The sequence below is a fragment of the Dyella sp. A6 genome (genome assembly GCF_036320485.1).
Lineage (GTDB): Bacteria > Pseudomonadota > Gammaproteobacteria > Xanthomonadales > Rhodanobacteraceae > Rhodanobacter_A > Rhodanobacter_A aluminiiresistens.
The window spans coordinates 1,853,286-1,878,369 of record NZ_CP132911.1; the positions used below are offsets into that span (position 1 = coordinate 1,853,286).

Annotated in this window: 26 protein-coding genes and 2 pseudogenes; 12 read left to right on the forward strand and 16 right to left on the reverse strand. The window is 60.9% G+C overall.

What is annotated here, in order from left to right; genetic code table 11:
- Window positions 1–117: 117 nt before the first annotated feature.
- Window positions 118–264 (reverse strand): hypothetical protein, encoded by a 147-nt coding sequence (locus tag RA164_RS08155; RefSeq protein ID WP_329743442.1) that lies wholly within the window; start codon window positions 262–264, stop codon window positions 118–120.
- A 245-nt stretch (window positions 265–509) separates the two neighbouring features.
- Between RA164_RS08155 and RA164_RS08160 the strand changes: the two genes are divergently transcribed.
- On the forward strand, window positions 510–740 hold the full coding sequence (locus tag RA164_RS08160; protein ID WP_253567405.1) for a hypothetical protein: 231 nt from the start codon (window positions 510–512) through the stop codon (window positions 738–740).
- 587 nt (window positions 741–1,327) lie between these two features.
- A complete protein-coding gene (locus RA164_RS08165; RefSeq protein ID WP_329743443.1) occupies window positions 1,328–1,432 on the forward strand; it encodes a DUF3653 domain-containing protein in 105 nt (34 codons plus the stop codon).
- A 312-nt stretch (window positions 1,433–1,744) separates the two neighbouring features.
- On the opposite strand, the gene RA164_RS08170 is transcribed toward RA164_RS08165, so the two are convergent.
- Both RA164_RS08170 and RA164_RS08175 read right to left on the reverse strand, forming a co-directional pair.
- Window positions 1,745–2,596, reverse strand: a complete 852-nt coding sequence (locus tag RA164_RS08170) for an alpha/beta fold hydrolase (RefSeq protein ID WP_329743444.1) — start codon at window positions 2,594–2,596, stop codon at window positions 1,745–1,747.
- Window positions 2,597–2,652: 56 nt separating this feature from the next.
- Entirely contained in the window at window positions 2,653–3,042 is a 390-nt protein-coding gene (locus RA164_RS08175) for a tautomerase family protein (protein ID WP_329743445.1), read from the reverse strand.
- A 254-nt stretch (window positions 3,043–3,296) separates the two neighbouring features.
- Between RA164_RS08175 and RA164_RS08180 the strand changes: the two genes are divergently transcribed.
- Entirely contained in the window at window positions 3,297–4,214 is a 918-nt protein-coding gene (locus RA164_RS08180) for an AraC family transcriptional regulator (protein WP_329743446.1), read from the forward strand.
- Between the two features lie 41 nt (window positions 4,215–4,255).
- Here RA164_RS08180 and RA164_RS08185 read toward each other — a convergent pair whose 3' ends face one another.
- The 5 genes and pseudogenes from RA164_RS08185 to RA164_RS16595 all read right to left on the reverse strand — a co-directional run.
- Window positions 4,256–4,888, reverse strand: a complete 633-nt coding sequence (locus RA164_RS08185; RefSeq protein ID WP_329743447.1) for a response regulator transcription factor — start codon at window positions 4,886–4,888, stop codon at window positions 4,256–4,258.
- 28 nt (window positions 4,889–4,916) lie between these two features.
- Complete coding sequence (locus RA164_RS08190) at window positions 4,917–6,893, reverse strand: sensor histidine kinase (RefSeq protein WP_329743448.1); 1,977 nt, start codon at window positions 6,891–6,893, stop codon at window positions 4,917–4,919.
- A gap of 262 nt (window positions 6,894–7,155) precedes the next feature.
- Window positions 7,156–7,788, reverse strand: coding sequence for a response regulator transcription factor (locus tag RA164_RS08195; RefSeq protein WP_329740384.1), 633 nt, complete (start codon window positions 7,786–7,788; stop codon window positions 7,156–7,158).
- The gene (locus RA164_RS08200) at window positions 7,785–8,606 is read right to left on the reverse strand and encodes a sensor histidine kinase (protein WP_329740385.1); all 822 of its coding nucleotides are present in this window, start codon (window positions 8,604–8,606) and stop codon (window positions 7,785–7,787) included. Before RA164_RS08200 ends, RA164_RS08195 begins: the two co-directional genes overlap by 4 nt.
- A gap of 54 nt (window positions 8,607–8,660) precedes the next feature.
- A pseudogene (locus RA164_RS16595) lies at window positions 8,661–8,897 on the reverse strand (triple tyrosine motif-containing protein); the annotation flags it as partial.
- 2,233 nt (window positions 8,898–11,130) lie between these two features.
- On the opposite strand from RA164_RS16595, the gene RA164_RS08210 reads away from it, so the two are divergent.
- Window positions 11,131–11,364, forward strand: coding sequence for a hypothetical protein (locus RA164_RS08210; RefSeq protein WP_329740387.1), 234 nt, complete (start codon window positions 11,131–11,133; stop codon window positions 11,362–11,364).
- A 218-nt stretch (window positions 11,365–11,582) separates the two neighbouring features.
- A complete protein-coding gene (locus RA164_RS08215; RefSeq protein WP_329740388.1) occupies window positions 11,583–11,963 on the forward strand; it encodes an AraC family transcriptional regulator in 381 nt (126 codons plus the stop codon).
- An 8-nt stretch (window positions 11,964–11,971) separates the two neighbouring features.
- On the opposite strand, the gene RA164_RS08220 is transcribed toward RA164_RS08215, so the two are convergent.
- From RA164_RS08220 to RA164_RS08250, 7 genes are all read right to left on the reverse strand, one after another.
- On the reverse strand, window positions 11,972–12,280 hold the full coding sequence (locus RA164_RS08220; protein ID WP_329740389.1) for a DUF2384 domain-containing protein: 309 nt from the start codon (window positions 12,278–12,280) through the stop codon (window positions 11,972–11,974).
- Between the two features lie 15 nt (window positions 12,281–12,295).
- On the reverse strand, window positions 12,296–12,634 hold the full coding sequence (locus RA164_RS08225; protein ID WP_329740390.1) for a hypothetical protein: 339 nt from the start codon (window positions 12,632–12,634) through the stop codon (window positions 12,296–12,298).
- Window positions 12,635–12,745: 111 nt separating this feature from the next.
- Window positions 12,746–13,849 carry an MFS transporter gene (locus RA164_RS08230; protein WP_412731013.1) on the reverse strand — a complete coding sequence of 368 codons (1,104 nt, stop codon included), beginning with the start codon at window positions 13,847–13,849 and terminating at the stop codon, window positions 12,746–12,748.
- Window positions 13,850–14,220: 371 nt separating this feature from the next.
- Window positions 14,221–14,982 (reverse strand): SDR family oxidoreductase, encoded by a 762-nt coding sequence (locus RA164_RS08235; protein ID WP_329740392.1) that lies wholly within the window; start codon window positions 14,980–14,982, stop codon window positions 14,221–14,223.
- Between the two features lie 16 nt (window positions 14,983–14,998).
- A complete protein-coding gene (locus tag RA164_RS08240; protein WP_329740393.1) occupies window positions 14,999–15,430 on the reverse strand; it encodes a nuclear transport factor 2 family protein in 432 nt (143 codons plus the stop codon).
- The gene (locus RA164_RS08245) at window positions 15,427–16,623 is read right to left on the reverse strand and encodes an alkene reductase (RefSeq protein ID WP_329740394.1); all 1,197 of its coding nucleotides are present in this window, start codon (window positions 16,621–16,623) and stop codon (window positions 15,427–15,429) included. Before RA164_RS08245 ends, RA164_RS08240 begins: the two co-directional genes overlap by 4 nt.
- Window positions 16,577–17,506: a zinc-dependent alcohol dehydrogenase family protein gene (locus RA164_RS08250; RefSeq protein WP_329743514.1), complete on the reverse strand. Its 930-nt coding sequence runs from the start codon at window positions 17,504–17,506 to the stop codon at window positions 16,577–16,579. The genes RA164_RS08245 and RA164_RS08250 overlap by 47 nt, the downstream gene beginning before the upstream one ends.
- 225 nt (window positions 17,507–17,731) lie before the next feature.
- Here RA164_RS08250 and RA164_RS08255 point away from each other — a divergent pair, with 225 nt between their 5' ends.
- Entirely contained in the window at window positions 17,732–18,325 is a 594-nt protein-coding gene (locus tag RA164_RS08255) for a TetR/AcrR family transcriptional regulator (protein ID WP_329740395.1), read from the forward strand.
- Window positions 18,326–18,343: 18 nt separating this feature from the next.
- Here RA164_RS08255 and RA164_RS08260 read toward each other — a convergent pair whose 3' ends face one another.
- Window positions 18,344–19,240 (reverse strand): LysR family transcriptional regulator, encoded by an 897-nt coding sequence (locus tag RA164_RS08260; RefSeq protein ID WP_329740396.1) that lies wholly within the window; start codon window positions 19,238–19,240, stop codon window positions 18,344–18,346.
- Window positions 19,241–19,421: 181 nt separating this feature from the next.
- Here RA164_RS08260 and RA164_RS08265 point away from each other — a divergent pair, with 181 nt between their 5' ends.
- The 6 genes and pseudogenes from RA164_RS08265 to egtD all read left to right on the forward strand — a co-directional run bounded on the left by RA164_RS08265 (window position 19,422) and on the right by egtD (window position 25,038).
- Window positions 19,422–20,270, forward strand: a complete 849-nt coding sequence (locus RA164_RS08265; RefSeq protein WP_329740397.1) for an alpha/beta fold hydrolase — start codon at window positions 19,422–19,424, stop codon at window positions 20,268–20,270.
- 79 nt (window positions 20,271–20,349) lie between these two features.
- A complete protein-coding gene (locus RA164_RS08270) occupies window positions 20,350–20,742 on the forward strand; it encodes a DUF427 domain-containing protein (protein ID WP_329740398.1) in 393 nt (130 codons plus the stop codon).
- A gap of 38 nt (window positions 20,743–20,780) precedes the next feature.
- Window positions 20,781–21,527, forward strand: a complete 747-nt coding sequence (locus tag RA164_RS08275) for an SDR family NAD(P)-dependent oxidoreductase (protein WP_329740399.1) — start codon at window positions 20,781–20,783, stop codon at window positions 21,525–21,527.
- 78 nt (window positions 21,528–21,605) lie between these two features.
- Window positions 21,606–22,712, forward strand: coding sequence for an alkene reductase (locus tag RA164_RS08280; RefSeq protein ID WP_329740400.1), 1,107 nt, complete (start codon window positions 21,606–21,608; stop codon window positions 22,710–22,712).
- A 220-nt stretch (window positions 22,713–22,932) separates the two neighbouring features.
- A pseudogene (gene egtB, locus RA164_RS08285) lies at window positions 22,933–24,066 on the forward strand (ergothioneine biosynthesis protein EgtB); the annotation flags it as partial.
- 81 nt (window positions 24,067–24,147) lie between these two features.
- Entirely contained in the window at window positions 24,148–25,038 is an 891-nt protein-coding gene (gene egtD, locus RA164_RS08290) for an L-histidine N(alpha)-methyltransferase (protein WP_412731096.1), read from the forward strand.
- Window positions 25,039–25,084: the final 46 nt, after the last annotated feature.

The window sequence follows — 25,084 nt, forward strand, 5'->3', positions numbered from 1 at the left end:
TTGTTTTCAGAAACTTACTCTTTCAGCCTTGTGGATGGCGCAGATAAATAACAACACACCGCGGCTTGTCTAAGCCTGCAGCCCGATCGGAACGGGCTGTCGCGAAATATGAGATGGCTAGTCACGACAATCCCGGCGAAATTGCAGGGAGGAAGCTTCGATGTCGTATGTCTCGCGAATGTGCGCTCGGCTATTGGTGCCAAGCGTGGTGCCGCTGCTGGCTTCGCTGCTCGCCGCGGTGGTGGCCAAGACCTTGTTGGACATTCCGGTCTCCATGGGTGGTGCACCCGTGTGGCCCGAACTTCCGGGCACCCTTGTGGCGTTGGGGTTAGGTGGCAGCGCGTTGTATTACCTCGTTCAATTCGCACGGCTGCTGCTGTGGCAGCGAGGTCACGCGGACTCATGCTATGTCTGTGGTTGCCTGTTAGGCCGTGAACGTCAGGGGCGCTGGGGTGCGTATCGGCGCTGCCTGGGATGTAGCAAAAACCACTCAATCTAAGGAGCGATGTATGGCGACCAAGCTACCGCGTGGACTGGATGGGCGGACCCGCGACCAAAACCCGCCGAAGGCCGGCGAGATCCGTCAGAAGCGAGGCGATACCTTGGTATCCACCTTGCGCCGAGAGTACGGCGATGACTTTGCCGCCGGCATTCGGTCCGACGCCAAGCTCGAAACCGTGCGCGAGCGCACCGGCAAAAGTCTGCACCAGCTCGTGCGGGACATGCCCAAGAAGAAGTGACTTTTCGGAGCATGGCTCACCGCCAGCGGCCAGTCGCGCAAGGCTAGGCTGCCGCTGCAACTGAGAACCAGCGGCGCATCAGCACGTCGCAGCCTCATGGCGCCCCAAAAGCGTCGAAAAATAGCGACACGGTTAACTGGGTGACATGGTTAAGTGGTCAGCTCTCGGCGCCATCGCACGGCGCATCTCGATTCTGTCGTTTCTCAAACCAGACATCGGGCATGCCGAAGATCCCATTTGATCGCGTGACGAGTGCAATCCTGTAAGAAGGTGACACGGTTACGCGGAGTGACATGGTTAAGTGGGTAGGTGACACGGTTAACTGGGTGACGACATGACTCCAGCCTTTTTAGCCACCTTCGTAATTTTACATAATAGACATTATGCGCAGTCACGGACGGACCCCACGGGCCCGCCCTCGGCGTGTCTGGCGACTGGCCCCTGAGGGCTTCTTGGAGCTTCGGCGCAGCTGCTTCCTCAGCCGGACCGCCTGTGCCGAGTACCTCGGCGTCAGCGTCCGGACCATTCGGTACTGGGATGCTGGCCGCAGCCGCGTCCCGTGGTCCGCCGTCCGTCTGCTGCGTTTCGTGCGTATGGGCGACCTGGGCGCGCTCGATGACGCGTGGTCCGGCTGGACCCTCAACCGCAATGGCCTGTGGTCGCCTGAGGGCAAGCGCTACACGCCTGTTTGAGGACAACGAACTGCCACCGCTGCACCGAAGAAACTGCCCCCTGGCCGCCAACAAGTTGCCACCAAGTCGAACATCGACCAACAAAGAACCCCATTCTCGCCGTCGACGCTGACAAGTTGCCGCGAAATTGCTTACTCAAGCGTCCCGTGTCGATGCCGGCATGCGAACAAGGTGCCCCACATTCGGGCCAACAAGCTGCTACGTATTAGATTGAGTGGTGCAATCGGCACTTATCCTTCGTCAGCAGCGGCAGCAACGCTGTGCAACCGGTGCCCTACCCCCGAAAGCCCACACTAGTCGCCCAACCTCGACTCAACCGGGATCAAGATCGAGGAACGTCGAGGTGTTCCGTACGAAGCGCTGGGGATACTGGTACTGGGAGCCGTGATTGGCGTCGGGATAGAGGATCAGCTGCGCGTTGGGAATGTGCTTCTGCAGGATCAGCGAGTTGACGGTGTAGATGATGACGTCGTTGTCGCCATTGACGACCAGGGTGGGCTGCTTCAGTTCACGCAGGTAGTCGTAGGGGTTCTCGCGCGGGGCACCCCACTTGCCCAAGGCTTCGAGCTGGGCCGGCGCCACCTTGTCGTTGGCCTCCGGGTCACGGTCGGCCTGGCGCTGGCGGAAGCGTTCCAGGAACGCATGCCCCGCTGCCTGGCTGGCAGGCGAGTCGGTGAAGAAGACTTTCAGCCAGAGATGGTCAGCCGGTTCATAGCTGGCGCCGAAAATGCGCTGGGCCTCGGGGGTGAGCGTGGCCATGCCTTCGCCGCTGCGCGGTCCGGTGCCCACCAGGACTAGCTTGCGGACCAGAACAGGTTCGGCAATCGCCAGGGTCTGCGCGACCAGTCCGCCGAGGGAGAAACCCAGGGCATCGACCTGGCCCAGACCCAGGGCGCGGATGAACGCGGCCGAGTCGGCGGCCATGCCCTCGATGGTCGTGGGCACCTCACCGGAGCTGCCGCCGATGCCGGCATTGTCGAAGAGGATGACTTCGCGATCCTGGGCAAAGCCATCAGTGATAGCGGGGTCCCAATGGTCGAGGGTGCCGGTGAAGTGCATATGCAGGACCAGAGGAATGGTCCCGGGCTTGCCGAAGCGGCGGTAGGCGAAGCGGATGCCGTTGGCTTCGACGTACTGCGTCGGGGCCGTCTGGTGGGTTTTCATGAGGGCTTCCTTTAAGTAACGGGATGTCGAGTTGCATCGTTGAACCGCGACAGGGATCAGAGCGCCCCTTCCACGAACTGCGCACTCCCTAAGCCAAAGCTCCAGTCATCGTCGTCATTGGTCGAGATGTTCACCAGGACATCCGATGACTCCACCCCGGATGCACTGCGAAGTTCGTCGCAGACAGTGCGATAGAAGTGGAGCTTCGAACGCACGCCTCTGGGACGACTCACGATGCTGATCACGACAACGGCATCGGTTCTCGGGATGTTCAACCCGGTGTCTTCGACCACCAGAGTATGTGCGTCATGCTCGTGCACGATCTGATACCGGTCGCGAACCGGCACCAGGAACGACTGGACGACAGCCCGATGCACGGCGTCGCACAGAATCTTCAGCTCTTCCGGGGTCCGGCCACGTCGGACGTCGATGCGGACCAATGGCATATCGGGCTCCCAGGTATCGTTGGCGAGCCTGGCCGCACTCGCGGCGTGCCGGCTCGATTCGTTGGAACCCTATAGGGCAACCGGAAGGATGGCTTTGACGAAATGAGCGTTGTTGTTCGCCCTCGTCTCCCGAAGGCCAGGGCGGATGAAAAATCACACTTTTGAGTGATTCGAACAAATGCGCTCGCATGCACCATGGACCGTATGTCGCGTCGAGACCCTGAGGTCTCTCGCTTTCAGCCGGAGCCAGAACCATGCTGCAGGCCGCCATCCGAGAATGGTTCGATCGAACCTTCCATATCACCAGCCCCCCTACCCTGTCTTTCCAGTCCTTGACTGGGTGGACATTGGCCGCCGTTGAACTGAGGTGCGATACCTCACATCGAGGCTGGACCGATGCGCTTGTTGACGAGCATGCCTACCTGGTCGGCTTGCAGATGGAAACATTCGGGCGTCACGAACTCTGGATCCAGGGACAGTCCGTTTCCACGGACCCTGTTCAGAACGGCATGGCATACGTCCTCGACTTGTCACAGAGCCCGGTGCTTTACCTTGAGCCGCCCTTTCACCATCTCATGTTCTATATCCCGAAAATGGCCCTGGCAGAGGCTGGCCGGGAACTCGGTGGCATCGATACGCATGACTTGTTGATCGAGCCTGGCCGATCGGTCAACGACCATGTGATACGCGATCTGGGGCGGTTGCTTCTGCCATACGTGCAGCAACCCATGACACACCATCGGCTGCTGGCGGATTCGCTGCTGCTCGCGTTGCGCGGACACCTGGCAGCCACCTACGGCGGGTTGAGGCCGAATCCACTGTTGCGAATCACGGGGCTTGCGCCGTGGCAACAGCGCAAGGCCAGGGAACTGATGCGGGAACATCTTGCCGAAGGCATCTCGTTGCCCGAGCTCGCCATGTCGTGCCGGCTTTCGCCTAGCGCGTTCGTGAAATCGTTCAAGAAGACGTTCGGTGTCACGCCGCACCAGTGGCTGCTGCAGAAAAGAATCGATTATGCGATCAGCATGATGTCCGACAGCCGCTACTCGCTGGCCGACATCGCATTGTCATCGGGGTTTTCGGACCAGAGCCATTTCACGCGTATATTCACGCGCCGCATGGGCGCGAGCCCCGGGGTCTACCGGCGTGCGAACCGGGCCGCCATTGCTTGATCCATTGCGTGGCCACGGCTGACCCGGTCGCCACGGCCTGATCATGGATCGATAAAACCCCTGCGTATGGCGATGGCGACGGCCTGGGTGCGCTGGGATGCCCCGAGCTTGCCGACAATGTTCTTCACATGCGACTTGATAGTGTCCTCGGAAACGAAAAGCATCTCGGCGATGGCCTTGTTGGTCATGCCGTTCTTGATACGCGCCAGCACGTCGCGTTCGCGACGCGTCAGGGGTTCCGACCCCTCGTGGGTATCCATGTTCCGCTTCACCTCCGAATCGATGACACGGATGCCCCGCGACGCGGCCCGGATGGCATCGACAATCTCCTGCCGACTGGACGACTTCAGTAAGTAGGAAATGGCACCCAGTTTCAGTGCATGCGAAACACGCGCGTCACCCGGGTACATCGTGAAAATCACAATGCGCGCATCAGCGTCTATCGCCCTGATGGCCGAAACTGCCTTGAGTCCATCCATGTTGGGCATCTGCAGATCAAGCAATACGACATCCGGCGTGCGGGCCAGATACTCCGTAACGGCCTGTTCGCCGTCCAGCGCCTCACCGACCACCTCGAGGTCCTGCTCGATATCAATCGCTGCATGCAGGCCACGCCGCATGATCGGATGGTCGTCGACGATCAGTACTGAAACAGTTTTCCTTGGGTTATCCATGGGGACCTCGATATCAGACTCGGTGTGGCTATTCCACCGTTTCGCTGATGTCCTTCAGGGGGTGGGCAACCATCGATCCATCCGCGTATCGGGGTATCGTGCGGGCAGCATTCGCACCCGCCGCGGAGCTATCAGCGTCGGCTGTCCGATGCATGCCAAGTCCTACGGGGCGGATCGATACCTGCATCGGCGAACAGCTACGGTTGATGGGTAAGCGTGCCTGCACGTGCGTACCGCCGCCTTCTGCACGGGCAATGTGAAGTCGCGCACCAATCACACGTGCCCGTTCACGCATACCGATCAAACCCCAGTGCCCGGCTCTGTGACCTTGCTGCAGCACTTCGTACGGCATGCCGACACCGTTGTCGTGGATCACGATGTCCAGATACCTTCTGGTGTATGTCACGATCACCACGATGCGCGCTGCGCGAGCGTGTAGCGTGGCGTTTCTAATCGCCTCGAGGCAGATGCCGACAAGCTGTTCTGCCATGTCGGGGCGCACGCAACGGGGTCGTCCCCGCTGATGGACATAGAACTCGGTATCACCGAATGCGAGGCACTCCTCGGCCGTGCTCTTGATGCAATCAGAAATGCCCGCGTCCGTGCATATCGGAGCCCTGAGCGCCAGAATGCGGTTACGTCCCTCTATAACCATGTCACCGGCGACATCCGCAGCCCGCGACATTTCGCTTTTCAAATCCGCTGTGTCGCGTCGATCGTCAGCCCATGACCGTATCTGTAGCACCAGCCCGTGCGCACTCTGCATGAGAGTGTCATGCAGCTCACGCGCGATGCGCTCACGCTCGTTGTGAACGGCCTCCAGCTGAAGCTGGAGATGTGTCTGCGCCAGACTCAGTCGCCAGGCATAAAGCAGCCAGGCCAGAAGAAGGACAAAGAGCACGCTGGCCGCTCGAAACCACCAAGTCTGGTAAAGCGCAGGTGCGATCGAAAACGCTACCGTCGCGGGCGAAGTGCTCCAGACACCATTGGCATTCTCGGCTTCGACTTCGAATACGTAGGCGCCGGGCGCGAGGTTGGTATAAGTCGTGGCCATGCGGTCGCCGACCGTGATCCAGCCGCGGTCGAAACCGACGACGCGAAAGCGGAAGTTCAAGCTGTCGGGACGGCTCGTCGACGCGGCGGTATAGACAAAGCGCACGGCATGGGTCAACGGCGGCAACTTCAGTGGCGATTGCGGGCCATGCAGCACGCCATCAGCCGCGACAGACATCACCTCGACCACTGGCGCCATCGTGTTGCGGTGGATGCGTCTTGGATTGATCCAGGACATGCCCTGTGGCCGGACCACCCAGAGTCGCCCGCCGCTCAGCACCAATGAAGGTCCTCGGCGGTCGTCCATGGTGTGCTCTTGTTGTTGGCCTGCGCTTTCATCAAAGAAAGTGGCCTTGACCTTGTATCGTGGTTGATCCAGAAATTCGGCAAGCTGGTTCTTGTCGATCCTGAATAAACCGGCCAACGCATTGACCCATAGATTTCCGGATCGATCCAGGACGAGTCCGTCCGCATCTCGAAAAGACATGGAATTAGCCGCATGCAGTGTCGTGAAACGGCCATTCCTCAAGCATGCAACGCCCCGTGTCCCAGCGACCCATGTGCAGCGCTGTCCGAAGCTCATCGCGAGTGCCGCGCCGATATCCAGTCCCTCATGCGACGTGTAGTTTTTGATATGACCGCTTGGTCTGACGACGGACAGGCGATTGTCGGCAAACATAAGCCATGTGCTCCCATCCGGTCGTGGGAATATCCGTATGGGCGGTTCCTTCGGCAGCCCCCGCGTGAAAGTGTCCGGCAGCCAGTGATCGCCTTTCATCACAGACACGTCCCGATGCAGCATGCGCAATCCATGATGACCGTTGCTTGTCGACGGCTGTACTTCCGGCGAAATGCGGCCCTCGGCATGTAGCGGAGACACGACGAAGAGGACGCACAGCAGGCAGCTGGCTAGCATGTGCGACACCCATCGCCATACGTTGAATGTCGTCATCTCTGCTCCGTGCCATGACCTTCTACCAGCCATATGTCCGCGATGACGGTGCTCGACCGCAGGTTCGCGGAACAGGCAGCATCCATGTGTCGATGCGACCGGAGACAGTCGCGAAGCGGCGCCTTATGCTCTAGTTCGGAAAATAAATCCAAGTCCAAGCTAGCACGCGGTCCTGCGGGCGACTTGGACGAAATTGCGCTTCTGCGATGCGTTGGAGCCACTCGGACTGGAACCGGCGTGTCTTCCGGATTACCTGCTCCGATCAAGGACCAAAGATGCCTCGCTTCATGGCGATGGTGACGGCATGGGTCCGGTCTTTCGCTTCCAGCTTGGCCAGAATGCTCTTCATGTGGGCCTTGACGGTTTCCTCGGAAATGCCCAGCTGCACAGCGGCAGCTCGGTTGGAATTGCCACCGGCGATGCAGCCGAGCACGGCGACTTCGCGTGCGGTGAGCGCATCGTCCAGCGTGTGACCGGCAATCTCGATGGCCACTTCGGGCGGAATACATCGTTTTCCCGCGTGCAGCTGCCTGATGGTCTCGATCAGGTCCTTGCGCAAGGTGCTCTTGAGTAGATAACCCTGGGCGCCGGCCTTGAGCGCGCGTAGGGCCTGCGCGTCGCCCCGGTAGGTAGTCAGCACCAGAATACGCGCATCGGCAAACTCGCGACGGATGGCGACGATCGCCTCGACACCATTCATGCGCGGCATCTGAAGATCCATCAGAACAACGTCGGGCCGATGTGCCCGATACTTTTCGATGGCCTCGTATCCATCACCGGCTTCGGCCACCAGTTTCATGTCGGACTGTCCTTCGATTACCGCCGCAATACCCTCGCGCAACATCGGATGGTCGTCGGCAATCAACAGGCGGATCGAAGATTCGATGGTGCTCATGCGTATCGTCCTCCACTCACCAGTCGACGCAACCAGCTCATCCACGACGGCTTGCCGCCTCGGTAGGCGACTGCGCCAGGCACGCGCAGGTCTACTTCGGTGCCCGAATGGGGGCCGCTCCAGATATCCAGGATCGCACCGACCCGCTTGGCCCGCTCACGCATGCCAGCGAGCCCCCAATGACCGGGGCATCCGCCGGCTTCAAGCGTCACGGGATCGACACCTTTGCCGTTGTCTCGAACACGCAGTCGCAGGCCATCGGCGTTATAGTCCAGCTCGACTTCGATCTGGCTGGCATTGGCGTGCCTGACGGCGTTGACCAAGGCTTCGTGACCGATCCGGTAGAGCTCCTCGCGGACCATCGGATCAAGCGGACGACGGTCGCCCTCCACGATGACCTCGAAACCTTCGTCTTCCTCGCCCAGCAGTTCCCACCCAAGCATCGCCAGCGCATGCGGAAGATCTCGAATGCTTTTGGCCGAGACACGCAGTCCGCGCACACGATCGCGCCCTTCCACGATCACGTCATCGGCTCGATCAAGCGCCTGATCGATCATTCGGCGGGCCGGGTCATCCGGAGAGATGCGCTCGGCCACGGCCTGGAACTTGAGTATCAGTCCCTGCACAGCCTGCAGCAGCGTGTCATGCAATTCCCGCGCGATGCGTTCGCGCTCGGCATGTCGTTCCTCGAGTTGCAGGTGGACCCTGCGCGCCACTTGTCGGAGCCGAATCAGGAAAAGGCCGACGATCAGTGCCAGTCCCGCGAGGATACACGCGACCTCGAACCACCGGGTCTGGTAGAACAGCGGTGGAATCACGAAAGCGAAGCTTGCGCCCTTCCGGTTCCAGACACCATCGTTGTTGGCTGCGATGACCTGGAACTGGTAGCGACCCGGTCCAAGATTGGTATAGAACGCCTCGCGCCGATTGCCGGCATCCTGCCATCGGGAGTCCACCCCGTCGAGGCGATACCGGAAATGAACATGGCTTGGTATCGCAAGGCTTGTTGCGGTGTACCTGATGTGGACGTTGCTGGTCCGCTTGGGCAGGCGCAGACCGTCTGTTGCGGGATACGCATGCCCGTCGGCATCCAGTCCAAGCACCCACACCGGGGGGGGACGGAGTTGTGCGTGAGGTGCCCTGGATCGATGGACTCGATATTGGTACTGGTCTCAAACCACAGCCGGCCGTCAGCAGCTCGGAACGCAGTCGTGGTGTCGGGTGACTGCATTGCGACGCCTTTAAGGCCTTCCTGATAGTCGAACAAACGATATTTGGCAGTGGCATCCGCATGGTTCAATGCGTGGCGTAGATTGCTGCCGGCAAAGCGAACGATACCGGCACTGGTGTTGAGCCAGACGGTGCCTTCTGGCGTTGTCACGATTCCCGAGATGCCGCGCAGTGCGGGCACGCGGCGTGTGGTCAGCGTCGTGACACGCCCGGCCTGGATGTCCGCCATACCGGTATCGCCGCCGACCAGCGCACCACCACGAATCGGGGTGATCGCTGTGATGTCGCCAATATCCAGCCCATCAGAAGCGGCGAAGACGCGTGAACCGTCGTCCATGACATGAAGCAGCCGATTGCTCGTGTAGCCCAGCCAGACACCGCCGTCGCGCCCGGCGGCCATGATGACCGGAGTGTCATCGAAGCCTTTTCGATCGGACTTCCAGGCGCTCCATGATCCGTTCCGGTAGTGGTAGACGCCATGCTTCTGGACGGCGAGCCACAACGTTCCAGACCGATCGACCGCCAGGGTGGATACATCGTCCGGATCCACATGCGCCGGCAGTGCGACCGGGGCGGCCTGCCCGTGTGTCATGCGCATGAAGGTATGGTCTCCGACCATCCAAACTGTACCGTCATCCGTGGCGTAGGTCGTGAATATCTCGCCCAGTCCCGTGAGCACGCGCGACGGCTGGCCATGCTCGATCCGGTAGAGTGATCCGCCGTTGCTGACCCACAGCTGCCCGGATGGCGACATCGACATCGTGAAGTTCACGGTCGACAACGTATTCAAATCCGGCAAGGGCAGAACATCATCCCTACGAAAACTGTTCAGCCCAAGATTGGTGCCTACCCAGACATCGCCTTCATGGTCCTGCAGCAACGGCACGGCTCGATCCGACGTCAGCCCATTGGTCTGACGAAACCGGCAGTTCACGTCCGCGGAGACCAGCGAATGTCCGTCCTCCAGCCGGTTCGGGTGGTTGACCAGGAAGGCGCCGCCATCGACGGCATCCGTAGCCCACAGGCGCCCCTCGTGGTCGAACAACAATCGCTCGGACCAGGCGAATCGGGTTATAGGCAAACTCGTCGATTGCCTTGCCACCGGATGCGATGCATTGAGCCCGGGCAAGGCACGTGTGCCGTGCAGTCCATCAGACAGCCACAACGTGCCATCCGGAGACTGCGCAATAACGGCGAACAGGCTTACGGCGATGCCGGTATCCAGGAAGTGATGGCTCCCCTTGCGCAGGAACAGCAGTCGCTGCCCAGTGGAAACCCACAGCGCGCCGCTATGCCCCGCCAGGACCCAGTCGGCCCGGGTCGTGGGGTAATTCCAGCCCTTGCCGACAACCTGCCAGTGATGGTCGACGAACCGGGCCAGACCTCCCTGTGTAGCAACCCAGAGAACGCCTTCACCATCAACCGCAAACGTCTCCACCGGCCCCTCGGGGAATCCGCTCACGGTGCCGTAATAGTGAGCAACGCCATGCCTGACCACGCTGACGCCGCCGTGATAGAAGCCTATCCACAGGTTGCCGTCGGGCAGCAATTTGAGCGCGCTGATATCGCTGGATGCAAAGGCCGTATCACCGGTGGGCACGATGTGCTGGAAATGCATGCCGTCAAAGCGGTACAGCCCGGTTCCGGTACCGAGCCAGAGAAACCCGTCCTTGCCCTGGACCATGGACCAGATGTCGGCGGGTGCGCCGTCCTGCAGTGCCCACGATGAGCGATGCAGCGCAGAACAGCCGGCCGTTGCGGTCTTTCCACACGCCACGACGAGCACGGCGGCCAGGCCGACAAGGACGATCAATAACCTTCTCAGACGTGCACAGCTTGGCACCTTCGCCCCCTACGACAACGTTCCTTGATATCCGTATTTCAGGACGTCCGCATCCCCCAGACGAGGGATGCTACACCTCCCCCATTCCGGATTTACGCACCTAGTGCGCGGGCTCTAGCGTGTAGCCCATGCAACGACTCTATTCCATGTTTCCCGCCGCAAGCCCCGGCCTCGGGCTGGGCCTGCTTCGATGCAGCCTCGCGCTCGCACTTGCCACCACGTGGCCATCGACATCCTTGCCACTACCCATGATGTGCTGTCTCGCAGCCGTGGTCATCATCGATCTGGCGCTGCTGCTCGGTGTGCTTACCCCGGTGGTCAGCATGGCCACCGGGGCGCTTGCCGTGACCGCATTCTTCGATGGAGGCCATGGCAGGTGGCCGCAGGAACTTCTGATCCTGCTGTTGGCGGTGTCGTTGCTGCTGGTCGGTCCGGGAGCTTTCTCCCTTGACGCACTGATGTACGGACGCCGTCGACTGGTGCCACATCGGCATGACGATTGACCGGCTTGCTGCCCTACCCGATCAAGGGAGGCATGGATAGCGCGATCAGGGGTACCGGCCTTCAGGACGGACAAGCAACATCGTTTCGATACTCGACCGATCCGGAGCAATCGCATCCGGATGCTCATGCGGCATGGAGGACATTGGCAATGGCCCGACCCTGCTCGTCAACATCATCGATGCGCCAGACGTCCACCTGCAAGGTAACGGATGGAATCATGGGCATGCCCGATCAACAGCACTGCCGCCGGGGCCTCAGTCAGCAGACCCTGCACCGCATCGACGACTTCATCGAGCAGGCCCTTGCCGGAAAAATTGCTCTTGACGATCTGGCGAAGCTGGCCCGTCTGAGCCGTTTTCATTTTGTGCGGACGTTCCGGAAGACCATGGGCATCAGTCCGATGGAATACGTTCTCAGGGCACGGATCAGACGCTCCCAACCCATGCTGCTGAGTTGCCGGCATACCGTCGCGGACGTCGCCGTGAGCTTGGGGTTTTGCGACCAGAGCCACTTCACCCGGTCCTTCCGCCGCGTGACCGGATATCCCCCGAGACGATTCATTGCCGAATGCCGGTCTGCTGAATCGGCAAACGCCTGAAAACGGGACTAGTAAGCCATCCCATCGACGAGATCGGGCGAAACCCGTTTTCGCGAGGCAGAGAGCTGGTTCCAGATCGCGTCGGCCTCACCTTCGGCCAGCATTTCGTAGGCCGAAAGACCGCCAAAGGCACGCCGGTGGGCGGACATCCAGCGTGCCGCATGCGTTCGTTCCCCAAGCTGTTGAAGCACGAGCGTGGCAAGTTCCGGATTGCGCGCTTCGACTTCAGAGAAAGCATCAAGCAGGACCGCATCCCTCGCGCGCTGCAGCCGGCTTAGTTCAACCACGATACGACGGAAGCGATGATGATCGTTCATCGTGGAAAGTCCTTGTCAGGCTAGATGGTCGCGCTCGCCGCGACTGACGGATTGCAGAAACTCAATGACGACTGAGGCCCGCCCCATACTCACCAGTTGCTCGGCAGTCAAATAGCCAAGCTCGGCAATTGGTGTGTAGAGGTACCACTCCAGCACGCGTTCCGAGGAAGGCTCGATCTGGACGGCGACATAAAGCACCGCCAGGGCGGTCGGTATGATCCGCAGCAGCGTCTCATGGCTCGCGCGGTCCAGTGGTCCGATGGGCATATCGCAGGGATCAACCGCACAGGCATCGCGAATAAGCTCACGTAATGCACCGGGGTCCTTGGAACGCGGGGAATGTATGGCTGACATGGTCGCGGTCTTCCGATAGATACATGTCTACCGTACCGACCGCGCCATGTGTGTTCTTGTCCAATCCTGCTTGATTGGAACGTTCACGTCATGAGCAATAGCGACGCCTGCTCACTCCTTCCTGCTGATCACCAGCATGACGGATAGCGAGGCCGCCTCGAAAGCTGCCGCGACCCAACCGAGGTTCGCCACCTTGCCGTAGACAATCACCAGCGAGCCCACCGCGGCGCCCAGCGAAAAGCCGAGATACATGAAGGATGCATTCAACGACAGGGCAATGGGTGCAAGCCGTAGACCGGCAATACCCATAAGCCGTGCCTGCTGCCCAGGATAGAAACCCCAGTGCGTCACACCCCAGGCGATGACCGCCACCACCACGGGAATCAGCGCCAATGCCTGCGGCACATAATGCGCAGTCAGTGACAGGCTTACGAACGACAGGCCACCCACAAGCAGGCACGGAATGATGATGTGGCGAGGACCGAAGCGGTCGGCCATGCGACCGCCGAACAGCACGCCCACGCCTGCAGCGACGCCCCAGGTAAACAGTACGTAGCCGACGCGAGCGCCCTGAATGCCCGTGACCTGATGCAGGAAGAGTGCGAGGTAGGTGTACATCGTGTAGGCGCCGGTGGCCCACAGTGTCGTTACCAGTAGTGTGACCAGAATCGCTGGTTGCTTGGCGACTTTGACCCGTTCGCCAAGGCTCGCCACTGGCAGATGGGCACCGATGTTCTTCGGCAGGCCGACCAGCAGTCCACCCACCGCGATGACCGAGAGTATGGCGACGCCCACGAAGGTCATGCGCCAACTCAGGGTGGCAGCCACCCATGTACCCAGCGGAACGCCGAGTGCAATGGCCACGGTCAGGCCGACATTGATGATGGCGATAGCGAAGCCACGACGCTCTTGCGGTACCAGAGCGCCAGCGAGCGCATTCGCACCCGGTACGTACAGCCCGGCCGCAAAGGCCAGCAGGATACGCGCACCCATCAACCAGCCATAGCTGGGCGCCAGCGAAGCGATGACGTTGGCCACCGTGAAGATGGCCATCGAGCCGATCAACACCGTGCTGCGCTTCATGTGTCCGCTCAGCGCCGTGAATATGGGAGAACTCAGTGCATAGGCGAACGCGAAGACGGTCACCAGCTGACCGACCGCAGCCGGCGTGACGCCCAGGCTGCCGGCAATTTTCGGCAGGATGCCGGCGATCATGAAGCCCTCCGTACCCACAGCGAAGGTGCCGAGAGCCAACAGATATAACGACGCACTGTGACTGCTCGTTACGGGTTGGAGCGTGTTTGTCGTGGAGCCGTCCATAGGATCACCTGCTGTAGTCGTGACGTGGATTTCGACGCATGAACCCGATGTCCTGAACGAACATCCGCATGCTTCCGGGGCAGTAAAGTACGAGCCTTGTCACTCGGGGTGAAAGACTTTGTTGGCAGGGTGGGATGCCCGCAAAGCATGGCCAGATCCAGCGTGGCCATGCTTTGCGGTTGTAGTGGTGATGCCGAAGCCCTGCATTCGAGGCAGTGCGCTGTGGAGCTATCGTTGCAGGTCTCCGGCCAGTCGTCGGCTCGAGCTCAGCCGACCGACGCCAGGGCCTCGGTCATGGCCGTATTCAGCTCAGTCACGAAGGCATGTTCTTTGGGCCCCGGATTGTTGCGATAGATGCGTGCTTCTTCGACCAGCACTTCCTCGGCATCGCTTTCCAGTGCAGCCATGGTGCCCTCGACAAAACGGTCCAGCGGCATGGCGCGTTCGTCATTCGCATCGCCGACCAGCCCCGTACCCACCCAGGGCGGCGCGATTTCCTGCACACGCACCGAGGTCTGACGCAGCATGAATCGCTGCGACATCACGTAGGAATGCAGCGCAGCCTTGGTGGCCGAATACACCGCGAAAGGCGCCAGCGGCGTGAAGGCCAGCGACGAGGTGTTGTAGAGAACCGTCGCCGACGACTGCTGCTTGAGGTGCTCGATCAAGGCCGAGGTCATGCGGATCGAACCCAGCAGATTGGTGTCGATATGGGTCTGCATGACTGTGTCGTCGATGACACCGGCGGCGTTGTCCGGAATCATCACGCCGGCATTGTTGAACAACACGTTGAGCTTTGGATAGTCCGCAACGAGCTTCTGCGCGACCGACGTGATGCTGGCCGGATCGGAGACATCCAGCTCGACCGTGTCGATGCCCGGATTTGCCGCAGCCACCGCCTCCAGTTGCGCACGCCGGCGACCGGCGATGATGACCTTGTTGCCGCGTCGATGAAATGCCTCGGCGATGGCGCGCCCGATGCCCGAACCGCCGCCGGTGATGAAGATCGTATTGCCTGTCAGTTTCATGGTGAATACTCCTTTTTCATGCAGGGAAGCGGTCGCCGAACATTGGCAGTCCGCTGGCGGATTCGGATTGAGTGGCCTCGTCCTGAAGAACATCCCAGTGTTCGGCAAGCCGGCCGTTCTCGATACGCACGACATCGGCCGCGATCCAGGCCGCGGGCCGGCCGTTGCCGGAAAAGCGGCCATGCACGATGACGTAATCACCTTCCGCAAGGATCAGTCCGTGCTCGTAGCGCAAGGTGGCAGGCACGCTGCGGATAAGCTCGAACAGACCTTCGCGTCCGGGCGCTATATGCGCGCTGTGCTGGATGTATGTGTCGGACCAGTACCGGGCAGCCTTCGTGTAATCACGCTGGTTGAACAGCGTGTCGAAGGCCTCGAGGACCAGAGCCTTGTTTTGTTCGGGAGTCGTGGTAGTCATGAAATCAACCTCGTTGTCGTGAAGGGTCAAATCCCGGCAGGCGCGAGCGGGGCGTAATCGACATAGCCCCTGGCGCCCGATGCGTACACGGTGGGCCAGTCGATCTCGTTGAGTGGCGCGCCCAGGGCGAGGCGTTCGGCCAGATCGGGATTGGCGATGTACGGCCGGCCGAAGGCGACCAGGTCGACCAGGTCGCCGGCGATCAGGCGATTTGCCCGCTGCGCATCCATGTCGACATTGGCGACAAGCAGGCCCTGGTAGAGCCGGCGGAAATGACGAAACATGTTGTCGCCGGCGAGATGCTCGATGGGACTTCCATCGACATCGGTGTTGGTGCCCATCAGCAGCAGGTGCGACAAGCTGTAGTCGTTGAGGCCTCTGATCACGTATTCGGCCGTGGGCAGCGTTTCCTCGGTCGCTGCAAGGGGACCGGCCAGATGCATCGGGCCGAATTTGATCCCCACCTGGTCCTCCGCGACTTCATCGAGAATGCTGTCCAGTGCCTCGAACAGGAACCGCGAGCGGTTTTCGATGGAACCGCCGTATGCATCCGTGCGTTTGTTGGTTCCGCTGCTGAGAAACTGTGCGATCAGATAGAGATAGTTGGCTTGCAGCTGCACCCCGTCGAAGCCCGCCTCCATGGCGTTTTTCGCGGCACGGCCATAAGCACGCACGGTGTCGTGGATTTCATGCACGCTCATGGGTCGCGGTGCCACCGTCGGTACGCGTCCACTGGGTGTCACGCTGATCTGCTCGAGATCCACGTTGGATGCAGAGACAGGCAAGGCGCCATCGAAGAAATCGGGGTGCGACATGGCGCCGGTGTGCCACAACTGGGCGATGATGCGTCCGCCAGCCGCGTGGACCGCATCGGTCACCAAGCGCCAGCCTCGCACCTGCTCGTCACTCCATAGCCCCGGCGTGTCGGCCCAGCCGAATCCCTCCGGACTGATCGCGGTGCATTCACCGATGATCAGCCCGGCCGACGCGCGCTGCGCGTAATAACGGGCATGCAGTTCAGTCGGAGCATGGTCCGGATTGTCGGCACGCATGCGCGTCAGCGGAGCCATCACGATGCGATTAGGCAGCGACAATGCACCCATTTGTACGGGTGTCAGCAACGGTGTATCTACATGAATGTTCATAGCGGTAAACCTCGGCTCCAGGCCAGATAGATCAGACAGTGACGACGACCTTTCCGACCTGCCCGCCGGCTTCCACATAGCGATGGGCTGCGGCTATGTCGTCGAACTTGAAGGTTTTTGCGATCGTGGTCTTGAACAATCCGCGCGCGAATCCATCCGTGACGTAGCGAATCAGTTCGGCACGCTGTTGGTCGTTGCGGGTCATGCGGGTGAGCGACAGCCCCCTTATGGTCAAAGCGCGCCCCAGTACCGCGAATGGCGACAGCGTCGCGGGGCCTTGGCCGAGCGCACCGTACAGAACCAGCGTGCCGCCGGCCGCGGTGAGTTCAGTCAGTGCGGAAAAATCCGCACCGCCTACGGGATCAAACACCAGATCCACACCCGCACCGCCGGTAAGTTCCGACACGGTCTTATCGAGGCGTTGCTGTTCCAGCACAACCACCTCATTGGCACCGTGCTCGCGCAGGGCCCGTGCTTTGCCGGGCGACCGGGTCACCGCGATCACCCGTGCGCCCTCGTGTCTGGCGATCTGGATCGCGGCCAGGCCGACGCTGCTCGAGGCGGCGGTGATCAACACCTGCTGACCACTTGCGATCCGGCCGTGCTGGATCAAACCGGCCCAGGCCGTACCGAATGGCACCCACATGGCGGCAGCGGTAGTGAATTCGACGCTACCGGGAATAGCGACCACCGAACGCTGCGGCGCCAGCGCATAGTCGCCATAGAACCCATAGTCAGCGGCACCGTAGGTCGGCAGCACCGCAACCCGATCGCCAATGGTCAGGCCATCGACGCCCGGTCCCAATGCATCCACTTCGCCGGCGGCTTCGAAACCGATTTTCGTGGGCAGCGTCGGTTTGTTCGGGCTGCGCCCCGAACGCAACGTGATCTCGGTGCGGTTGATACCGATGGCCCGCACGCGCAGGCGTATTTCGCCCGGGCCCGGTACCTCTTTCGGCATGTCGCGCAATTGAAGAACTTCGGGTCCGCCCCATGCCTCGATTCGTACACTGCGCATCGCCCTTCTCCTCGTCTGGTTACGTCAGGCGCAAGGCGTCTGGCTGGATTCACTAGACAATGGTGATCACCATCGTAAGTTCAGCATCGCACCTGAAGTTCTGATTGTCAATGGTGATCACCATTGTTTATAGTGGCATCGAGTCGTTCCAGCACAGAGGCCGGTTCCATGGGCGTATCCAAACAACAAGCCATTGAAAACAGGCGTGCCATCGTCACGGCGGCCGAAGCACTGTTCCGTGAGCGCGGGGTCGACGCCGTGGGGCTTACCGAACTGACCAAGGCCGCCGGCTTTACCCAGGGCGGCTTCTACAACCATTTCAAGTCCAAGGCGGACCTGGTTGCGGCAGTGATCGAGCAAGCCACCGAGCGTGGTTGCAGCGAGCTCGGCGCCGCGATCGAAAACTCGAAGGCGCAGGCCGCCGAACCGATGGAACGCCAGGTGGACTGGTATCTATCGAGCGGCCATCGTGCCGATATTGCGTTGGGATGCCCGCTGGCAGTGTTCGCCGGCGATGTACGACGACTCGACGCCCAAGCGCAGAAAGCCTACGCGAAGGGCCTCGAAAACAACTTCGAGCAACTCGCCAGGATTGTTGCCAGAAGCAGTGCGCGTGCGAAGCGAAAAAAGGCCATCGCGCTGTTCAGCCAGATGGTCGGAGCGATGGTGCTGTCGCGTGCTGTCCTGGATGTCGATCCGGCCCTGGCGGACGAGATCCTGAAGGACGGGCGCGATGCCCTGCACCAGTCCATCGGGGACTGATCCCTGGCGCGTCATGCATCACGGTGCATGACGCACACGTTCCATCAGCTCGTCCAGATGCGACAGGAACATCTTTAGTACGGGCGAGTGGTTCGAGCGCTTGTGGCCGACGACAAGTGCGATGTTCGGTGCATCGCCTGCCAGCGGCCGGCTCGTCACCGACCATGGCATCAGGTTCTGCGCATACGCAGGGATCAACGTGACGCCACGCGTCGACGCCACCAGAGACATCACCATGGCCGGGTTGTCCACCACCTGCTCCGGTGCCAGCTCGACCTTGACGCGCCGAAGGTAATCGTCGATCACCGAGCGCAGCACCGTGGCCCGGTTGCCCATGCCGATAAAGGGTTCGCCGGCCAGCTCCCTCGGACGAACCTTCTCGTGCGCAGCCAGTGGGTGGTCACTGGGCATGAGCACGACCAGTGGCTCGCTTGAAACCTGGTTATAGGCCAGATCGTAATCGGGCTCGGCCCGCATGAAGGCCACATCGAGTTTGCCGCGGGCGACCGCTTCGGCGAGATCCGGTGAGTAGTCGCTGGACACGGTCACGTCCAGATTGGGCAACTCGGCCCGGAGGATATGCATGGCATGGGGAAGCCAGGTCATTTCCTGACCGGTCAGGAAGCCCATGGCGAAACGCTGCTTGCTCGGTTGCGATGCCTTGCGTGCAGCCTCGACACCCGCCTCGACCTGGTTGAGTGCGAGTCGCGCGTGATCGAAGAACACCTTGCCTGCGTCCGTCAGGGTGACGCCGCGTGCGCTGCGGATCAGCAGCTCGGTACCCACCTGATCCTCGAGGTCCTTGATCTGTCGGCTCAATGAAGGCTGCGAGGTATGCAGGCGGCGTTCGGCGGCAACCGTCAGGCTGCCGGTTTCCACGACGGCAATGAAGTAGCGCAAATGGCGAAGCTCCATACCTCTCTCCAAGCATGCCTCAAAAGCATGGCAGCCTATTTATAAAGTCTTTTCCATTCTCCATCAACGGCCATAAATTGCGCTCCAGATAAAGACTCATCACCAGGAAGTCATGCACTGAATACTTTCAAAGCATGCACTCCCTGCCCTCCCCGTGAACTTGATCCTCTGGAGTTTCGCCATGACACAGCACACCCACCAGACGGCCCCGACGCAGTACGTCGAAGCCAACGGCATCCGCTTCGCCTACCGCCGCTTCGGCAAGCCCGGGACCATTCCTCTGGTCCTGCATATGCACTTCACCGGCACCCTCGACCATTGGGACCCCGCTATCACTGATGGCTTTGCCCAGGATCGCGAAGTCATCCTCTTCGACAATGCCGGCATCGGCGGCAGCTCCGGTGAGGTGCCCACGACCATCGAGGGCATGGCCGCCGACTCGGCCGCGTTCATCCGCGCCCTGGGTCTGGGCCAGGTCGATGCCCTGGGTTTCTCCCTCGGCGGACTGGTCGCGCAGACCCTGGCGATTGCCGAACCTGTTCTGGTCCGCAAGCTAGTCCTGGTGGGCACCGGACCGCGCAGCGGCGAAGGCATGGCCACGCTCACCCCCGAGGCCCAGCGCATTTTCGGCGCCAGCTATGAACCGGCTGACCATCTCTGGCTGAAAGTCTTCTTCACCGACTCGCCTGCCAGCCAGGCAGCGGGGCATGCGTTCCTGGAACGCTTCCGCCAGCGCCAGGCCGACCGTGACCCGGAGGCCAACGACAAGGTGGCGCCGGCCCAGCTCGAAGCCTTGGGCAAGTGGGGTGCCCCGCGCGAGAACCCCTACGACTACCTGCGTGAACTGAAGCAGCCCACCCTGGTCGTCAATGGCGACAACGACGTCATCATCTACACCGTCAACTCGCTGATCCTGCAGAAGCACATTCCCAACGCGCAGCTGATCCTCTATCCCGACGCCAATCACGGCTCCCAGTACCAGTATCCCCAGCGCTTCGTACGGAACACCTCGACGTTCCTCGATAGCTGATGACACGACCGGCCTGCAATGCTTTTTTTATACAAGGCCTGCATGCCGCGGTCGGCCATGCTTTCCCCAGGAGAACACCATGACCCAGACACCCTCATCCACCAGGTCGGTCAAAGTTCCCGGACCGGACCATCCCATCTCGATCGTGAGACAGCCCAGGCGGGTGCTGGTGAAGCTCGCCGGCAAGATCATCGCCGACACACGCGATGCACTCACGCTGAGCGAAGCCAGCTACGCACCGGTCCACTACATCCCGCGCAAGGACGTCGACATGACGCTCCTGCAGCGAAGCGAACACGCGACCTACTGTCCGTACAAGGGCGAATGCGCGTACTACAGCATGCCCTCCGGTGGCGAACGCTCCACTGATGCCGCCTGGACCTACGAATCACCATTTGATGCTGTCGCGATCATCAAGGATCACATCGCGTTCTACCCCGACCGTGTCGACAGCATCGACGTACTCGACTGATCACTGCCCTCATCTTCTCACTTCAAGGAATCGCAACCATGACTACGCTAACTGGCAAGACCGCGCTTGTGACCGGCGCCTCCCGCGGCATCGGCCGTGCCATCGCCTTCGCACTCGCCAAGCAGGGCGCGCAGGTACTCGTGCACTACGGCAGTGCACAAAAAGAAGCTGACGAAGTCGTCAACGGCATCCGGTCTGCAGGCGGCCGGGCTGAAAAGGTCGGTGCCGACCTCAGTGTGCCGAACGGTGCGCATGAGCTGGCCCGGCAAGTCCGCCAGATCGTCGGCGACCGGCTGGACATTCTCGTCGCCAACGCGGGTGTTTCCAAGGCCGCTCCGATCGAGGAGATGACGACCGAGGACTTCGACAAACTGTTTGCGGTGAATGTCCGTGCGCCGTACTTCCTCGTCCAGCAGCTGCTGCCTGCGCTGACCCAGGGAAGCAGCATCATCTTTACCTCTTCGCTGGCGGCCCGGGCGGCCGTGGGAAATATCTCCGCATACGCCGCCACCAAGGGGGCCATCTCGACCCTGGTGAAGCAGTTTGCATCGCTGCTGGGGGGGCGCGGTATTCGCGTCAATGCCATCGCTCCGGGCGTGGTCGAAACGGACATGTCCAACTTCGCCAAGACCGATGCCGGTCGTGACTTCACGCTCGGCATGCAGGCGCTCAAGCGCGTGGCCCAGCCCGAGGACATCGCCGGGGCTGCGGTATTTCTTGCATCGGACAGCGCACGCTGGGTCACCGGCGACGTGCTCAGCGTCGATGGCGGTTCGAAACTTTGACCGCTCCTGTTTGAACGGTCGTGGCTGACACGCGTCAGCCACGACCCTTTCCGTGAAACGCATTGCCCCCAGGAAACGATGAAACTCTTTTCCCCATTCAAGCTGGGTCCCTACGAACTCGTGCACCGTGTCGTCCATGCGCCCATGACCCGTCTGCGGTCAGACGACGACGACAGCCCGAGCACCATGATGAGGACCTATTACGCGCAGCGTGCTTCCCGATGCGGGCTACTGATTACCGAGAGCGCGCATCCTTCCTATGATAGCCGCGGTTATGTCGGCGCCCCCGGCATCTACACGCAGCAGCACGTTGCAGCATGGCGGAGAGTGACCGACGCGGTGCACGCCAAAGGTGCGCGCATCTTCATGCAGATCGCTCACGACGGACGCCAATCGCATTCAGACCTTAGCTGGGGCAACGCCCCGGTCGCGCCATCGGTGGTGCCTTTCGATACCCAGGTATTCACCAGGGCCGGCTGGGTACCCAACTCGCCGCATCGCGAACTCGACATCACCGAGATTCCCCTGTTGGTACGCTCCTTCAAAGATGCGGCCCGTCGCGCGCGCGATGCCGGGTTCGACGGAGTCGAACTGCACAACGCGAATGGCTACCTGGCCGATACATTCCTGCAGGACGGCACCAATAAGCGCACGGACGCCTACGGCGGGACCATCGAGCGACGTGCACGTTTCTCACTGGAACTGATCGAGGCTTTTGCCTCGGTATGGGAACCGCATCAAGTCGGTGTACGCGTGTCACCCAGTGGCCAGTGGGGCAGCATTTCCGACAGCGATCCGGAGGCCACCTTCGGCTACTTCGCCGAACGGCTAAACGATTACGGTCTTGCCTACCTTCATGTGATCGAGCCGAGGGTGAAAGGAACGGAAACCCTGCAAGAGGGACAATCACCCGTCGCGTCAGGGTTCCTGCGCACAATATTCAGGGGGCCGATCATCGCGGCCGGCGGTTTCGACCGGACAGGCGCGGAGGCCATCCTACAGCGGGGCGACGCCGACTTGGTCGCGTTCGGCCGGCTGTTTTCATCGAATCCCGACCTTCCCTATCGCCTCGAACACGACCTGCCTCTCGCGCCGTATCAGCGTGAAGCATTCTGGGGCGGCGACGAACGCCACTACATAGACTTCCCGGTCCATGCACCGATCGATGCGGTCGTTGCCGATTAGATGCCGGCGTTGAACCAGGTTCCGATGACACGGACACGTCATGGACAACGCTCACGCTGCCGTCGGGTCCACCACGAAGAAGGATAACGCCATGTCCACGCCGCTTGCCCGTTCGCGGGTATCACATAACAGGACAAGCGAAAGCCCGCTTTCAGTGGTGGGAGCGAGTCCAGACACGCCGGCAGGAACCAGCATTCTCAAGCGCCTCCTGACCACCCGCATGCACACTGAAGCGCTGGTCGCACCGCTGGGCGTGGAGGACATGGTGGTGCAGTCGATGCCCGATGCCAGCCCGGCCAAATGGCATCTGGCCCACACCACATGGTTCTGGGAAACCTTCCTTCTGGCGCCACACAAGCCCGGTTATGTGGTGTTCGAGACCGCGTACGGTTACCTGTTCAACTCGTATTACAACGGCGTGGGGCCGAGGCACCCAAGGCCCAGCCGCGGGCTTCTGACCCGACCCAACAGCGAGGACGTACTTGCCTACCGGCGCTATGTGGACCACCAGATGCGTGACTGGCTTTTGCATGCGGACCTGCCGGGGCTCAAGCCACTTTTCGAGCTGGGCATCGCACACGAAGAGCAACACCAGGAGCTCCTGCTGATGGACATAAAGCATCTGTTTTCTTCGTCACCCCTGAAGCCGGCCTACGATGAATCGCTGTCTATGCCATCGTATCCACAACCGGCAAGCTACGACTTCCTGCCTATCGACGGCGGGCTGGTCCAGATAGGAGCTTCCGGCGACTCGTTTGCTTTCGACAACGAACGCCCCCTGCACAGGGTCTGGCTCGACAGCTATGAAATCGGCGAGCGGCTGGTCACCAATGCCGAATGGATGCGGTTCATCGAATCGGGTGGTTATGAGCGACCGGAATTCTGGCTCGCTGATGGCTGGGACGCAGCCCGGTCACAAGCGTGGTGTGCACCGATGTACTGGGAAATGGGCGATGACGGCTGGCTGCAGATGACCTTGGCGGGCCTGCTGCCCGTGGATCCGCATGCCCCCGTTGTCCATGTCAGCTATTACGAGGCTGATGCCTACGCCCGTTGGAAAGGTGTCCGGCTCCCGAGCGAACAGGAGTGGGAGCATGCGGCCATCAACGCCCCGATCAGGCAGCTCCATGATTCGACATGGCAATGGACCCGGAGTGCTTACCTGCCCTACCCGGGCTATGCAGCCCCCGACGGAGCCATCGGCGAATACAACGGCAAATTCATGTCGGGACAGATGGTGCTGCGTGGCGGTGCGGAGATCACGCCGGCACAGCACAGTCGTCCCACCTACCGGAATTTCTATCGTCCTGACCAGCGCTGGATGTTCTCTGGTGTCCGTCTCGCACGTGATGTCGGGCCGGTCGAGACAAGAGAAAACCAGAAGTCGGAGTTCGCACGGGATGTCATCACGGGCTTCGGCAAGCCGCAGAAAACCCTGTCGCCCAAATACTTCTACGATGCAATGGGTTCAGCTCTGTTCGAGCAGATCTGCGAAACCCCGGAGTACTACCCGACACGCACGGAACTGAAGCTGCTGGGCAATATCGCCCACACGCTCACTAAGGCATTGCCGGAAGATACCGTTCTAGTCGAGCTGGGCAGTGGTGCGAGCGAAAAAACCCGTGCCCTTCTCGACGCAACGACGCACATCAGCACCTATGTTCCCATTGACATAAGTCCCGATGCCCTGTGCCAGGCCAGGCGTCGTCTGAAGACACGCTATCCGGCATTGCGTATCGATCCACTCGTCGCCGACTTCACCACCGGCATCCATCTACCGGACGACCTGAAGCGGAAGCATCGGGTCGGCTTTTTCCCGGGCTCCACCATCGGAAATTTCGATCGTCCGCAGGCTATCTTGCTACTTCAGCTCATGCTCTGGGATCTTGGAAGGTCGTCGGAACTGATCATCGGCGTGGATCTTCTCAAAGACCGCAAGACGCTGATTGCTGCGTATAACGACGCGCAAGGCATCACCGCCAGGTTCAACAAGAATCTGCTGGTCCGCATGAACCTCGAACTCGATGGCGGTATCGATCTCGATGCCTTCGAACACCGCGCCATCTGGAACGAAGCCATGAGCCGTATCGAGATGCACCTCGTCAGTCTTCATGATCAGACATTTTCCGTCGCCGGCCACGCCTTTTTCATGCGCAAGGGCGAGTCCATTCATACCGAGAATTCGCACAAATTCACCGTCGAATCGTTCTCGAACCTGGCCGTCGAATCAGGCTGGACCGTCGCCGACGTCTGGGTCGATGAGCACCGTCCATTCGGTATTTTTCGGCTCACGGCATCGGCTGGTGAAGAGGAACGGGCCACCTGAAATGGCTGGCGACAGCAGGAGATCGCGATCCAGGCACGTCCAAGTG